The sequence below is a fragment of the Acidovorax cavernicola genome (genome assembly GCF_003581445.1).
In genome coordinates, this window is the sequence record NZ_QXMN01000022.1 from 1 (window position 1) to 12,574 (window position 12,574).

Below are 12,574 nucleotides of genomic sequence, written 5' to 3' on the forward strand. Positions count from 1 at the left end.
GGACGGGGGTGTCGTAGTCGAGCGACTTCGCGGGGGAAAGCAGGAACAGCATCGGTCGATTATGGGATAGGCCCACCCCCAGGCTACGCGCACTTCGTGTCGCTTCTCCACCCCCCACAGGGGGCAACGCCAGCGGCCCGGCGAAGCCGGTTCCGCGGTGTTCCGCGAACAGAAAGCGGCCCCGGTAAAATCCCGGGTCGTCCCACCCTGTCACCAACGGCACCCGAGGGTGCCGTTTTGCATTCCCCATGAGCGAACCTACCTCCCAGCCCGGCCTCGAGAGCCTGTCCAAATCGTTCGAACCCGCCGCCATCGAGGCGCACTGGGGCCCGGAATGGGAGCAGCGCGGCTACGCCAAGGCGGGTTTCCGCGGCACGCAGAAGCCCAAGGAAGGCGCCGAGTCGTTCGCGATCCAGCTGCCGCCGCCCAACGTGACGGGCACGCTGCACATGGGCCATGCGTTCAACCAGACGATCATGGACAGCCTCACGCGCTACCACCGCATGAAGGGCGCCAACACGCTGTGGGTGCCGGGCACCGACCACGCGGGCATCGCGACCCAGATCGTGGTGGAGCGCCAGCTGCAGGAACAGAAGATCGGCCGCCATGACCTGGGCCGCAAGAACTTCGTCGCGCGCGTGTGGGAGTGGAAGGAAAAGTCGGGCAGCACCATCACCCAGCAGATGCGCCGCATGGGCGACACGGTCGACTGGAGCCGCGAATACTTCACGATGGACGACGACCTCTCCAAGGTCGTGACGCACACCTTCGTGAAGCTGTATGAAGAAGGCCTGATCTACCGCGGCAAGCGCCTGGGCAACTGGGACCCGGTGCTCAAGACCTCGGTGAGCGACCTCGAAGTCGAGAGCGAGGAAGAAGACGGCTCGCTCTGGCACATCGCCTACCCGCTCGAAGACGGCAGCGGCACACTCACTGTGGCCACCACGCGCCCCGAGACCATGCTCGGCGACACGGCCGTGATGGTCCACCCCGAAGACGAGCGCTACAAGCACCTCATCGGCCAGCGCGTGAAGCTGCCGCTGGTGGACCGCCTGATCCCCATCATTGCCGACGACTACGTCGACAAGGAATTCGGCACCGGCGTGGTCAAGGTCACGCCCGCGCACGACTACAACGACTACGCAGTCGGCCAGCGCCACAAGCTCGAGGTGATCGGCATCCTCACGCTCGAGGCGACCATCAACGACAACGCGCCCGAGAAGTACCGCGGCATGGACCGCTTCGTGGTTCGCAAGGCGATCGTGGCCGACCTGGATGCGCTGGGCCTGCTGGTCGAGGTGAAGAAGCACCGCCTCATGGTGCCGCGCTGCGCACGGTCGGGCGCCGTGGTCGAGCCGATGCTCACCGACCAGTGGTACGTGGCCATGACGCGCCCCGGCGCCGACGGCCAGACGATCGCGCAGAAGGCCATCGACGTGGTCAAGTCCGGCGAGGTGCGCTTCGTGCCCGAGAACTGGGTCAACACCTACAACCACTGGATGGAGAACATCCAGGACTGGACGATCTCGCGCCAGCTCTGGTGGGGCCACCAGATCCCGGCCTGGTACGACGAAGACGGCAACGTGTACGTGGCCGAGTCCGAAGCCGAGGCACAGGCCAAGGCGCCGGGCAAGACGCTCACGCGCGACGAAGACGTGCTCGACACCTGGTACTCGTCGGCACTGGTGCCCTTCTCTTCGCTGGGCTGGCCCGAGAAGACGCAGGACCTCGCGCTGTACCTGCCCTCGACCGTGCTGGTCACGGGCTACGACATCATCTTCTTCTGGGTCGCCCGGATGATCATGATGACCAAGCACTTCCTGGGCACCGTGCCGTTCAAGGACGTGTACATGCACGGCCTGGTGCGCGACGCCCACGGCAAGAAGATGAGCAAGTCCGAAGGCAACGTGCTCGACCCGGTCGACCTGATCGACGGCATCCAGCTGCCAGAGCTGCTCGAGAAGCGCACGCAGGGCCTGCGCAAGCCCGAGACGGCGCCGGCCGTGCGCAAGAACACGCAGAAGGAATTCCCCGACGGCATCCCGGCCTTCGGCGCCGATGCACTGCGCTTCACTTTTGCCTCGCTGGCCTCGCTCGGCCGCAGCATCAACTTCGACTCGAAGCGCTGCGAGGGCTATCGCAACTTCTGCAACAAGCTGTGGAACGCCACGCGCTTCGTGCTGATGAACTGCGAAGGCCAGGACTGCGGCCTGCTGGAGCACACCAAGGAAGACTGCAAGGTCGGCGGCAAGGCGCACGGCTACCTGAAGTTCAGCCGCGCCGACTTCTGGATCGTCTCGCAGCTGCAGCGCGTCGAGGCCGAGGTGGCCAAGGGCTTCGAGGAATACCGCCTGGACAACGTCGCCAACGCGATCTACCAGTTCGCCTGGGACGAGTTCTGCGACTGGTACCTTGAAATTGCCAAGGTGCAGATCCAGACCGGCGACGATGCGCAGAAGCGCGCCACGCGCCGCACGTTGATCCGCGTGCTCGAAGCGCTGCTGCGCCTGGCGCACCCGATCATTCCCTTCATCACCGAAGAGCTGTGGCAGAAGGTCTCGAAGGTCGCGGGCCGCGAAGGCGCGTCGATCATGATCGCGGCCTATCCGCAGAGCCAGCCCGAGAAGATCGACGAGGCGGCCGAGGCCTACGTGGCGCGGCTGAAGGCGCTGGTCGACGCCTGCCGCACGCTGCGCGGCGAGATGAACGTGTCGCCCGCCACGCGTCTGCCGCTGTACGCGGTGGCCGACGACGCCGAAGGCGCGGCCTTCCTGCGCGAGGCGGCCCCGGTGCTGCAGGCGCTGGCCAAGCTCAAGGAAGTGAAGGTGTTCGACGACGAGGCCTCGTGGCAAGCCGCGGCCGAAGCGGCGCCCGTCGCGGTGGTGGGCGCAGCGCGCCTGTGCCTGCACATGGAGATCGACAAGGCGGCGGAGAAGCTGCGCATCGGCAAGGAAATCGCGCGCATCGAGGGCGAAATTGCCAAGGTGCACGGCAAGCTGGGTAACGAGGCCTTCGTGGCCAAGGCCCCGCCCGCCGTGATCGAACAGGAGCGCACGCGCCTGGTCGATTTCACCGCCACACTGGAGCGCCTGCGCGACCAGCTTGTGCGCCTCGGCTGACAGACACCCCCGGGGGGCGGGGTTTAGGATGGGCTTTCGGCTTCGCGCCGCCAAGCCCCTTCCTCCTCCCCTTTTCTCCCCGATCGAAACGACACTGAACCGCCCATGTCCACTTCTTCCCCGACGCGCATTCGCAAGGCCGTATTCCCTGTTGCAGGCTTCGGCACCCGCTTTCTGCCAGCCACCAAGGCGCAGCCCAAGGAGATGCTGCCGGTGGTCGACAAGCCGCTGATCCAGTACGCCGTCGAAGAAGCCTATGCCGCGGGCATCCGCGACATGATTTTTGTGACCGGGCGCAACAAGCGCGCGATCGAAGATCACTACGACACCGCTTACGAACTCGAAAGCCAGCTCGAAGCCAGCGGCAAGAACGCGCTGCTCGAGATCGCCCGTTCGGTGTCGCCCGACGACATGACCTGCTCGTATGTGCGTCAGCCGCGCATGCTGGGCCTGGGCCACGCCGTGCTGTGCGCCGAACACCTGGTGGGCAACGAGCCCTTCGCCGTGCTGCTGGCCGACGACCTGATGGTCGGCCCCGTCGATGGCCAGCCGGTGCTCGCGCAGATGACCGAAGCCTTCGCGCGCCTGCACGCCTCGGTGCTGGCCGTGCAGGAAGTGCCGCTGGAGCACGTCAAGCGCTACGGCATCGTGGCCGGCGAGACCGTGGAAGACGGCCTCGTGAAGGTCAGCCGCATGGTCGAGAAGCCCAAGCCCGAAGAAGCGCCCTCGCGCCTGGGCGTGGCCGGCCGCTACATCCTCACGCCCGGCGTGTTCGACGAGATCCGCAACCAGCCCAAGGGCGCGGGCGGCGAGATCCAGCTGACCGACGGCATCGCGGCGCTGATGAAGAAGGAATCGGTCTACGCCTACTCGTACAAGGGCATCCGCTACGACTGCGGCAGCAAGGAAGGCTTCCTGCAGGCCTCGGTGGAACTGGCGCTGGCGCACCCCGAAGTGGGCGAGCAGTTCCGCGACTACCTCAAGAGCCTGAAGCTCTGAGGCGCATCGGGACGCACAAGAAAAAAGGGGCCGCGGGGCCCCTTTTTTTGGCGGTCGCTGTTGGCGCTATCGCCGCTTCAGCACGTGAATGAAGTCGCTGCCCACGGTCTCCTGCGCCATCAGCTCATTGCCCGTCTGGCGCGCAAAGGCCTGGAAGTCGCGCACCGAGCCCGGATCGGTCGAGACCACCTTCAACAGCTGGCCACTCGCCATGTCGTTGAGCGACTTCTTCGCCTTCAGGATCGGCAGCGGGCAGTTGAGGCCTCGCGTGTCGATTTCGCGGTCAACTTCCATGCTTCGGCTCCTCGGGCGGCAGGTCGAGCCCGCGGCGGCGAGCCTCGTTCTCGGCCGTCGTGAAGAACACCGGCTCGTGCCCGCGCGTGCGCAGCCAGTCGGCCAGCGCATAGCCGGTGCCGGCGGGCCAGCACTTCAGGTCGGGCAGGTCGTAGAGGCGGTAGTCCACCAGTTCGGGCGAGAGCTGCACCTCGCCATCGGCCACCACGTGGTACGCGATGATGATCTGGTTCATGCGCTGGAAGTCATACACGCCGACCAGCTTGGTGGCGCTGACGTCCAGGTTGGTTTCTTCCTTCACCTCGCGCGCGATGCCACCTTCAGGCGTTTCGCCGGCCTCCATGAAGCCGGTGATGAGCGCATACATCTTGGCCGGCCAGGCCGCATTGCGCGCGAGCAGCACCTGCCCCCGGTACTCGACGATGGCCGCGAGCACGGGCGTGGGGTTGTTCCAGTGCGTGTGGCCGCAGTTCGGGCAGCGCAGGCGCTCCTTGGGGCCGCCGTCTTCCATCAACGCGATCCATTCGAGCGGGGTGGCGCAGGCCTGGCAAAACTTGGGGTGGGGCATGAGGGTCTCGGTTCTTGTGTTCTTGTTCTCGGGCTTGCGGCGCCCGATGGGCGCCGCAGCAGGATGGCGGGATCAGGCGGGGAAAACGCCGGTGGAGAGGTAGCGATCGCCGCGGTCGCACACCACGAAGACGATGGTCGCGTTCTCGACCTTCTTCGACACCTCGATGGCCGCCCACAGCGCGCCGGCCGCCGAGATGCCGCCGAAGATGCCTTCTTCGCGCGCGAGGCGCCGGCACATGTCCTCGGCGTCGTCCTGGCTCACGCTGATTTCTTCGTCGACGCGGCTCGGGTCGTAGATCTTCGGCAGGTACTCGGTCGGCCACTTGCGGATGCCGGGAATGCGCGAGCCTTCGGCCGGCTGCGCACCGACGATGCGGACCGCCGGGTTCTTTTCCTTGAGGTAGCGCGAGACACCGGTGATGGTGCCCGTGGTGCCCATGGCGCTCACGAAGTGCGTGATCTTGCCGTGCGTGTCGGTCCAGATCTCGGGGCCGGTGGTCTCGTAATGGATGCGCGGGTTGTCGGGGTTGGCGAACTGGTCGAGCACGCGGCCCTTGCCCTGCGCCACCATCTGCTCGGCCAGGTCGCGCGCGTATTCCATGCCGCCGCTCTTGGGCGTGAGCACGAGCTCGGCGCCGAAGGCCTTCATGGTCTGGGCCCGCTCGATGGACAGGTCCTCCGGCATGATCAGCACCATGCGGTAGCCCTTGATGGCCGCGGCCATCGCCAGCGCGATGCCGGTGTTGCCCGAGGTGGCTTCGATCAGCGTGTCGCCGGGCTTGATCTCGCCACGCTCCTCGGCCCGCTTGATCATCGACAGCGCCGGCCGATCCTTGACCGAACCCGCTGGGTTGTTGCCTTCGAGCTTCCCGAGAATCACGTTGCCGCGCTTGGCGTTTTCGGCCGCATGAATGCGTTGCAGGGCAACCAGAGGGGTCTTGCCGATGGCATCTTCGATCGTCGGATAATTCATGCCAGCCACTGTGCCATAATTTTGGGCTTCGTTCAGAACCCTGCCCGGGTGGCGAAATTGGTAGACGCAGGGGACTCAAAATCCCCCACCGAAAGGTGTGCCGGTTCGATTCCGGCCCCGGGCACCATTGGCTTCCAGCTATCGCAACGATAGCAATAGGCGCATCGTAGGCTCACACCTTGGCGCAGAACCCCATGCCACCCTCTCCTCTCTGATGCCAGCGCCGCTCTCAGTGCCCGGCGTTCCAGAACCCCCGGTGCGGAGCCGCCGCCTCGTCCTCGAGCAACGGCCCGACCACCTCCACATGCCGCTGTCCGCGCACGAACACCTCGCGGCAGGGCAGCGAGAAGGTCGGGTTTTCCGGGTGGTCGCCGGTCAGGCCGAGCAATGCGTGTTCCGACAGCGCATAGACCACGCGGCCGATGTTCGTCCAGTAGATCGCGCCGGCGCACATGCAGCAGGGCTCGGCGCTGGTGAACAGCGTGCAGCGCGCCAGCTGTTCCGGCGTCAGGCGCCGCGCCGCCTGCGCGGCCGCGACCAGTTCGGCGTGCTGCGTGGGGTCGCCTTCGGGCGGCATCGAGTTGTTGCCGGCGGTGACGACGACCTCGCCGTGCTCATCGGCCACCAGCGCAGCGAAAGGATGCCGGCCGCGCGCCTTCGATTCGTCAGACAGCGCGATCGTCATGCGCAGCAGTTCGAGGTCGCGCGGCGAGAGGGAAGCTGGCGTGGGGGTGGTGTTCATTGCAGTGAAAGCTCTTCAGAAGGAAAAGAAAAAGGAAAAAAGCGAGACGGGTCAGCGCGCCACGGCGGCATGCGCCTCTTCATCGGCCAGCGCCGTGCCCCGGTTCAACAGCAGGTTGAGCAGCACCGCCGTGATCGCAGCCAGGAAGATGCCGCTTTCGAGCACCAGCCGCAACGGGCCGCTGGCGTGCGCGAACAGCGCCGGGAACGACATCGGCAGCACGCCCACGCTCACCGACACCGCCACGATGATGGCGTTGCGCGTGCCCTCGAAGCGCACGCGCGAAAGCTCCTGGATGCCCGCCACGGTCGTCATGCCGAACATCACGATCGCGCAGCCGCCGAGCACGGGCCGCGGCACCGAAGCGATCAGTGCGCCCAGCTTGGGGAACATGCCCATCAGCACCATGATCGCGCCGGCCGAGGCCACCACGTAGCGGCTCTTGATGCCCGACAGTGCGATGAGCCCGGTGTTCTGCGTGAAGGCGTTGTAGGGAAAGCTGTTGAAGACGCCACCGATCATGGTCGAGAGCCCGTCGGCGCGGAAGGCGTTGCCCAGCGTCGCCTGGGTCGAGGGGCGTCCGACGATCTGCCCGATGGCCAGGCAGTTGCCGGTGGTCTCGGCCATGATGACCATCATCGCGAGCGTCATGATGAGGATCGGCGTCAGCCCGAACGCGGGCAGACCGAAGGCGAAGGGCGCACTCACCTCGAACCACGCCGCATGGCCCACCTGCACGAAGTCGGTGAGCCCGAACGCCGCCGCAATGGCCGTGCCCGCCACCAGCCCCAGCAGCACCGCGAGATTGCCGACGAAGCCGCTGAAGCGGGCGTAGACGAACAGCGTGATGGCGATGGTCACCAGGCCGAGCAGCAAATTCGGCACGCTGCCGAAGTCGGCCGCATCCGGGTTGCCCCCGCCCAGCCAGATGGCGGCCGCCGGCATCAGCGAGATGCCGATCACGGTGATCAGGCTGCCGATCACCACCGGCGGAAAGAAGCGCAGCAGCCGACTGATGGCCGGCGCCAGCAGCACCGTGATCGCGCCGCCCGCGATGACGGCGCCGAACACGTGAGGCAGGCCGTATTCCTTGCCGATCATGATCATCGGCGCCAGCGCGATGAACGAGCAGGCCTGCACCAGCGGCAGCCGGGCGCCGAATTTCCAGAAGCCCAGGGTCTGGATCAGCGTGGCGATGCCGGAGGTCAGCAGGTTGGCGTTGATGAGCGTCACGATCTGCGCCTGCGTAAGCCCGAGCGCGCTGCCCAGGATCAACGGCACCGCCACCGCACCCGCATAGAGCACCAGCACATGCTGCAGGCCGTAGGTTGCCATCTGCTGCGGGGGCAGCACTTCGTCCACGGGGTGGACGCCGGAAGAGGGGTTCATCGCAAGTCTCCGCGTTGTAGGTCTGTGTGTCTGTCTCGCTGCCTGTCGCCTGGCGTCGGACGGGACGGATGATCGATGGCCTGCATCGGGAGCCAAAGTTAGTATTCATCGTTTTTTTCGATGGAAGACGAACGCCGTGCGCTATTCACTGGAGCAGCTCGAGACCTTTGTCGCCGTGGCGCGTGCCGGCTCTTTCTCGGCGGCGGCGCGTCAGCTCGGCAAGACCCAGTCGACGGTGAGCGCGGCCATCGGCAACCTCGAGGTCGACCTGGGCGTGGCACTGTTCGACCGTGCGACCAAGATCCCCACGCTGACCGAGGCCGGCCGCCGCCTGCTGCGCGAGGCCCACGGCGTGCTGGACCGCTGCCTGGCACTGGAGGGGCATGCGCAGAGCCTGTCGGAATCGGTCGAACCCGGCCTGACGCTGGCCATCGAGATTCCCTACAACGTGCTGATGCCCGCATTTGCCGCCTTCGCCGAGCGCTTTCCGCATGTCGACCTCGAAGTGCGGCATCCGCTGCACGGCGACGTGAGCGCGCTGGTGCGCGAGGGCGAGGCGCAACTGGGCATCGGCTTCGCGCAACCGGGCTATGCGCGCGAGCTGGACTTCGTGCAGATGGGCAAGCTGGTGATGGCGCACGTGGCCGCGCGCGGGCACCCGCTGGCGGCGCTGTCCACGGTCAACTTCAGCGACCTGCGCCAACACCGCCGGCTCGCCTTCAGCGCCCATAGCGAGCGGCTGCCCACTACCGAATACCTCGACGCCACGCACTGCTGGCGCGCCGAGAGCTACCTCGCACTGCTCGAGATGACACGCGCCGGCCTCGGCTGGGCCACGCTGCCGCGCATGCTGGTGCGGCGCGAACTGGCCGACGGCGACCTGGTGGAACTGCAGCTGGGCGCCTACCCGCACACCGACTGGCTGCTGGGCGTCGACCTGCTGTGGAACAAGGCGCGCCCGCTCGGCAAGGCGGGCAGCTGGCTGCGCGCCGAGCTGGCGCGCTTCAAGGTGTCGGAGACCGACAGCGCCGGGCATCCGACGGCCTTCTGAGGCGCGCTGTCTGCGTGCTGCTTCTTGTCAGCGCCGCGTCATGGGCTCTTCTGCATCCAGGCGTGCTTCTGCCTGCTCGATCCACTCCAGGCACTTTGCCTTGACGATTTCAATGCTGTCGGGATCTGGCGTGCGACCCAGACTCAGCGCGATCTTGCAGCGCTGCTCGCCTCGGCAGGCGATGTCCGCAACGGCGTAGAGCACGCCACCGTCCAGATAGGTTCGGGAGATGGTACAGACCCACGGGCCCGACCTGCCGGCGTATGTGAACGCCTCGCCATCCATGTGGCACCTCGCAGTACTAGGTACAAGCGTGGCACCCGGATTGATGATTGGCGCGAGCAGAAAGTGGATTCACCGTAGCACGATCAATTCCCTTTCACCACTGTGGCAACCCACCGATTCCGGTGGACTCCCATGAATGCGGTATTTGGTTTGCAGATGGCGCATCTAAATTTGGCGGGTCCCCGTATCCAGGAGCCGTCATGACAAAGGGAATCACCGCGCGCAACCTCTTGTCGGCCATGGCCCTGTCGGTCTGTGTGCTGGCCCTCCCCTCCGTGGCGCTGGCCCAGGTCAATCCCGAGATCGCGAATTGCAGCGAGCTGAAGGACAAAGCCACCATCACCCAGGCCGACCTGTGCGCCGCGCACGTGGGGTGTCGCTTCGTACTGAACGTGCAGAAGACCTGCGCGCGCGCCAAGGGCTACCTGGAGCGCTTGCAGGCCGCCATCGGCGAGGGCACGCGCACCTTGCTGTTCGGCTATCGCAAGGAAATCACGCCCGATGCGGTGTTCACCGCGACGCTGGAGGGCGAAGACCGCGAGAACGAGCGCAAGCTCGGCGGCCTGGAGGCGCCGCAACGGCTGTCGAAGGAAATCGGGGCCCGGGTGCGCGATGTGGGCACCGGCGACACGCTGTCGGGCAAGGGCACGTCCAACACGACCTGGGTCTACTACGGGCAAACCAAGGACGGCCAGCTCGACGGCAACGGCACACGCATCTTTTCCGATGGCGAGATACAACGCGGCCGCTTCAGCGGCGGCCGGATGAATGGCCCCGGCGACATCCTGTACGCACCGAACGGGAGTCGCTACGTTGGCGAGCTGGCCGAGGGCAAGCGTGACGGACAGGGCCTGTACACCTTCAGCAACGGTGCCACGCAGTCCGGCACCTGGGGCAAGGACCGCTCGTTCCAGGGGACCTACATCCGCGGCGACGGCGTGCGGTTCGAAGGGCTTCGCCTGGACAGCAAGCACGCCCAGGGGCGTGAATACCGCGCCGACGGGACACTGGCCGAGGAAGGCCGTTACGAGAACGGGGTGCTGTCGGTCGGCGCCCGCATCGACGCCGAAGGCAACCGGACCGAGATCAACCTGCCGCGCGACCGCGAAACCGCCGCGCGGGCCGAAGCCGAGAAGACCCGGTTGGCGGCCGAGGCCGAAAGGCAGCGCAAGCAGGAGCTGGCCGCCCAGGCCGAACAGCAGTTCCGCGCCAGCCTGCAGACGATGAACCCCGGCCAGCTCTTCGCGCGTGCCGACGAACTGACCGCCCAGGGCGACCGCGCACGCGCCCGCGAAGTGCAACGCGCCCTGATGAGCCGCTTCCCCGATCACCCGCTGGCCACCACGGCCGCACGCCAGATGTCGGGCGAATCCGGTGGCGGCGCCTCAACGGGCGGCAGTTCGGCCTCGACAGGGGGCACCGCCGCACCCGCCCGGCCCGCGGGCGGGCGCCTTTCCGCCCAGGCCTGCGAGGCCATGAAGCAGTCGGTCATCACGGCCCGGGTTCCGCCCAATGCATCCATCACCGCCAGCCAGGAGACGGTGATGTTCATGACGAAGACGGTGCTGGACATGATCGCCGCCGGTTGCCCCACCGAGTCCGGCGTGACACCCGCACAGATCGAGGCCGAACGGAAGCTGCGCCAACAGCAGTACGCGGCCGCGGAGAGCGCCTGCAACGCGGTGCAGTCGGGAGGGCGCCGGTGCGTACCCCAAGCCCACCGGTGACCGCATGCGGAAGAGAGGGTGATCCCACATGACCGCCACCCCCTTGATCCTCTACTACGACATGAGCGAGAAGCTGTCGGACCATCTGCGCGCAACGCGCGCCTACCCCGAGAAATTCGTCCTCAGTCCCCTGCTGCACGAGGACTATCTGCGCGACGTGGCCCTGCTCAGCCACACCCTTGAAAAAGACCTCGATCCCGCCACGCACATGGGCGTGCCCATCGAGATTTCCGACGGCTCGCCGGGCGTCATGGTGGCCTCCGACGGCACCGAGGTCTGGCTGTTGTGATGCCCTTTCATGAACACGCAGCCGGACACAGACAACCGCAGGAGAGGAGAAAGAACATGTGGATCATTCGCGCACTGATCACGGCGAGCCTTTTGTTCGGCAACGCCGCGCACGCACAGGCTGCGGGCGGTGACGGCACCGACAGCCATTGCGTCACGGGCAAGGACAACACGCTGTTCAACAAGTGCAGCTACAGCGTCGACGTGGGCTTCTGCGTCGAGAACCCGCAGCAGACCAAGAACTTCTTCGACGGCTCCGACGCCTTCCGTTGCCCCAACGGCGGCCTCAGTACGCTGGGCCCCGGCAAGAAGGAAGGCAACATCCTTCACGGCACCGTGCACTGGTGGGCCTGCTCGACCAAGCACCGGGGCACGGGCAGATGGCGGTATGTGGAAGGCGCGGGCTACAGGGGCTACTGCTTCTCCGAGAAGGACGCGAAGGCCGGCAACGCGGCGTCGTCCACGCGAACCCGCGCCTCCGCCGAAGAATGCAAGGCACTCCAGCAACGCGCCTTGCAGGCCTCCGGTCCCAGCGCGGACAGGGTCCACAACTACACGATGATCGAGTACCTCGACCGCAACTGCGGCAACCTGACAGCGGAAGATCGCGCGGCCACGCGCAAGGTCTATCAGCAGGAATACGTGAGGCTTGTCGCGGAGTGCAGGTCTTCGGGCGCGAAGAATTGCGATTCGGCCTCCGGCCAGAGCGACAGCACGACGGTGCAGCGCCCGGTGACACCGCCAACGCCGACGCCCGGCGTCGCGTCAGGTGCAGGACCGGTTCGCGGCAATTCTTCCGTCGAGTCCCTCATCGCGGCTTGCTCGCGGGAAATCAGGGCCGCCGGCGACGCCTTCTATTCGGCCCAGGTGGAAGCCGACCGGGTGTTCCGACGCACGGGCGGTGGCTTGTCCGCGGCGGCCTGGCAGAAGGAAATGATGGAGAAGGCCACGCAGCAGGCGCACGGCGTACTGAAACTCCCGCCGGACGATCTGCGCCGGAACTACAAGGGCCTGATGGACGAGGCGGCGTCGCGCGCCAACGGCTATGTCAACGACAGGAGCCGGCACGATCCCCACCATGAGAACGCCTTGCTGAATGCGTGCCTCAACAAGGCGCGCCTCGACGGCCGGTAGGAA

General features: G+C 66.5%; 12 protein-coding genes and 1 tRNA gene. 7 read left to right on the forward strand and 6 right to left on the reverse strand.

Annotated elements, in window-relative coordinates; all coding sequences use genetic code 11:
* Window positions 1-248 precede the first annotated feature (248 nt).
* The gene (locus tag D3H34_RS17605; RefSeq protein WP_119555270.1) at window positions 249-3,119 is read left to right on the forward strand and encodes a valine--tRNA ligase; all 2,871 of its coding nucleotides are present in this window, start codon (window positions 249-251) and stop codon (window positions 3,117-3,119) included.
* Between the two features lie 105 nt (window positions 3,120-3,224).
* A complete protein-coding gene (galU, locus tag D3H34_RS17610) occupies window positions 3,225-4,118 on the forward strand; it encodes a UTP--glucose-1-phosphate uridylyltransferase GalU (RefSeq protein WP_119555272.1) in 894 nt (297 codons plus the stop codon).
* Window positions 4,119-4,184: 66 nt separating this feature from the next.
* Here galU and D3H34_RS17615 read toward each other — a convergent pair whose 3' ends face one another.
* The 3 genes from D3H34_RS17615 to cysM all read right to left on the reverse strand — a co-directional run bounded on the left by D3H34_RS17615 (window position 4,185) and on the right by cysM (window position 5,955).
* On the reverse strand, window positions 4,185-4,412 hold the full coding sequence (locus D3H34_RS17615; RefSeq protein ID WP_119555274.1) for a sulfurtransferase TusA family protein: 228 nt from the start codon (window positions 4,410-4,412) through the stop codon (window positions 4,185-4,187).
* Window positions 4,402-4,980 (reverse strand): NUDIX domain-containing protein, encoded by a 579-nt coding sequence (locus tag D3H34_RS17620; RefSeq protein ID WP_119555276.1) that lies wholly within the window; start codon window positions 4,978-4,980, stop codon window positions 4,402-4,404. The genes D3H34_RS17615 and D3H34_RS17620 overlap by 11 nt, the downstream gene beginning before the upstream one ends.
* A gap of 72 nt (window positions 4,981-5,052) precedes the next feature.
* A complete protein-coding gene (cysM, locus tag D3H34_RS17625; RefSeq protein ID WP_119555278.1) occupies window positions 5,053-5,955 on the reverse strand; it encodes a cysteine synthase CysM in 903 nt (300 codons plus the stop codon).
* A gap of 42 nt (window positions 5,956-5,997) precedes the next feature.
* Here cysM and D3H34_RS17630 point away from each other — a divergent pair.
* A tRNA-Leu gene (locus tag D3H34_RS17630) sits at window positions 5,998-6,082 on the forward strand.
* Window positions 6,083-6,184: 102 nt separating this feature from the next.
* Here the strand turns inward: D3H34_RS17630 and D3H34_RS17635 are convergent.
* Window positions 6,185-6,697, reverse strand: a complete 513-nt coding sequence (locus D3H34_RS17635; RefSeq protein WP_119555280.1) for a nucleoside deaminase — start codon at window positions 6,695-6,697, stop codon at window positions 6,185-6,187.
* 51 nt (window positions 6,698-6,748) lie between these two features.
* Window positions 6,749-8,086: a nucleobase:cation symporter-2 family protein gene (locus D3H34_RS17640; protein ID WP_119555282.1), complete on the reverse strand. Its 1,338-nt coding sequence runs from the start codon at window positions 8,084-8,086 to the stop codon at window positions 6,749-6,751.
* A 136-nt stretch (window positions 8,087-8,222) separates the two neighbouring features.
* Between D3H34_RS17640 and D3H34_RS17645 the strand changes: the two genes are divergently transcribed.
* Window positions 8,223-9,137 (forward strand): LysR family transcriptional regulator, encoded by a 915-nt coding sequence (locus D3H34_RS17645; RefSeq protein ID WP_119555284.1) that lies wholly within the window; start codon window positions 8,223-8,225, stop codon window positions 9,135-9,137.
* A gap of 27 nt (window positions 9,138-9,164) precedes the next feature.
* Here the strand turns inward: D3H34_RS17645 and D3H34_RS34290 are convergent, their stop codons facing one another.
* On the reverse strand, window positions 9,165-9,341 hold the full coding sequence (locus tag D3H34_RS34290; protein WP_167481233.1) for a hypothetical protein: 177 nt from the start codon (window positions 9,339-9,341) through the stop codon (window positions 9,165-9,167).
* A gap of 281 nt (window positions 9,342-9,622) precedes the next feature.
* Between D3H34_RS34290 and D3H34_RS17655 the strand changes: the two genes are divergently transcribed.
* The 3 genes from D3H34_RS17655 to D3H34_RS17665 are packed head-to-tail and all read left to right on the forward strand — an operon-like array spanning window position 9,623 to window position 12,571.
* Window positions 9,623-11,149: a hypothetical protein gene (locus D3H34_RS17655; protein ID WP_119555288.1), complete on the forward strand. Its 1,527-nt coding sequence runs from the start codon at window positions 9,623-9,625 to the stop codon at window positions 11,147-11,149.
* A 28-nt stretch (window positions 11,150-11,177) separates the two neighbouring features.
* Window positions 11,178-11,438 (forward strand): hypothetical protein, encoded by a 261-nt coding sequence (locus D3H34_RS17660; RefSeq protein WP_119555290.1) that lies wholly within the window; start codon window positions 11,178-11,180, stop codon window positions 11,436-11,438.
* A 56-nt stretch (window positions 11,439-11,494) separates the two neighbouring features.
* Window positions 11,495-12,571, forward strand: coding sequence for a hypothetical protein (locus tag D3H34_RS17665; RefSeq protein ID WP_119555292.1), 1,077 nt, complete (start codon window positions 11,495-11,497; stop codon window positions 12,569-12,571).
* The last annotated feature ends 3 nt before the right edge of the window (window positions 12,572-12,574 follow it).

Excerpts from the sequence above, each read along its gene's own strand:
- D3H34_RS17605 (WP_119555270.1), top strand. The coding sequence starts at position 249 with ATGAGCGAACCTACCTCCCAGCCCGGCCTCGAGAGCCTGTCCAAATCG.
- galU (WP_119555272.1), top strand. The coding sequence starts at position 3,225 with ATGTCCACTTCTTCCCCGACGCGCATTCGCAAGGCCGTATTCCCTGTT.
- D3H34_RS17615 (WP_119555274.1), bottom strand. The coding sequence starts at position 4,412 with ATGGAAGTTGACCGCGAAATCGACACGCGAGGCCTCAACTGCCCGCTG.
- D3H34_RS17620 (WP_119555276.1), bottom strand. The coding sequence starts at position 4,980 with ATGCCCCACCCCAAGTTTTGCCAGGCCTGCGCCACCCCGCTCGAATGG.
- cysM (WP_119555278.1), bottom strand. The coding sequence starts at position 5,955 with ATGAATTATCCGACGATCGAAGATGCCATCGGCAAGACCCCTCTGGTT.
- D3H34_RS17635 (WP_119555280.1), bottom strand. The coding sequence starts at position 6,697 with ATGAACACCACCCCCACGCCAGCTTCCCTCTCGCCGCGCGACCTCGAA.
- D3H34_RS17640 (WP_119555282.1), bottom strand. The coding sequence starts at position 8,086 with ATGAACCCCTCTTCCGGCGTCCACCCCGTGGACGAAGTGCTGCCCCCG.
- D3H34_RS17655 (WP_119555288.1), top strand. The coding sequence starts at position 9,623 with ATGACAAAGGGAATCACCGCGCGCAACCTCTTGTCGGCCATGGCCCTG.
- D3H34_RS17660 (WP_119555290.1), top strand. The coding sequence starts at position 11,178 with ATGACCGCCACCCCCTTGATCCTCTACTACGACATGAGCGAGAAGCTG.
- D3H34_RS17665 (WP_119555292.1), top strand. The coding sequence starts at position 11,495 with ATGTGGATCATTCGCGCACTGATCACGGCGAGCCTTTTGTTCGGCAAC.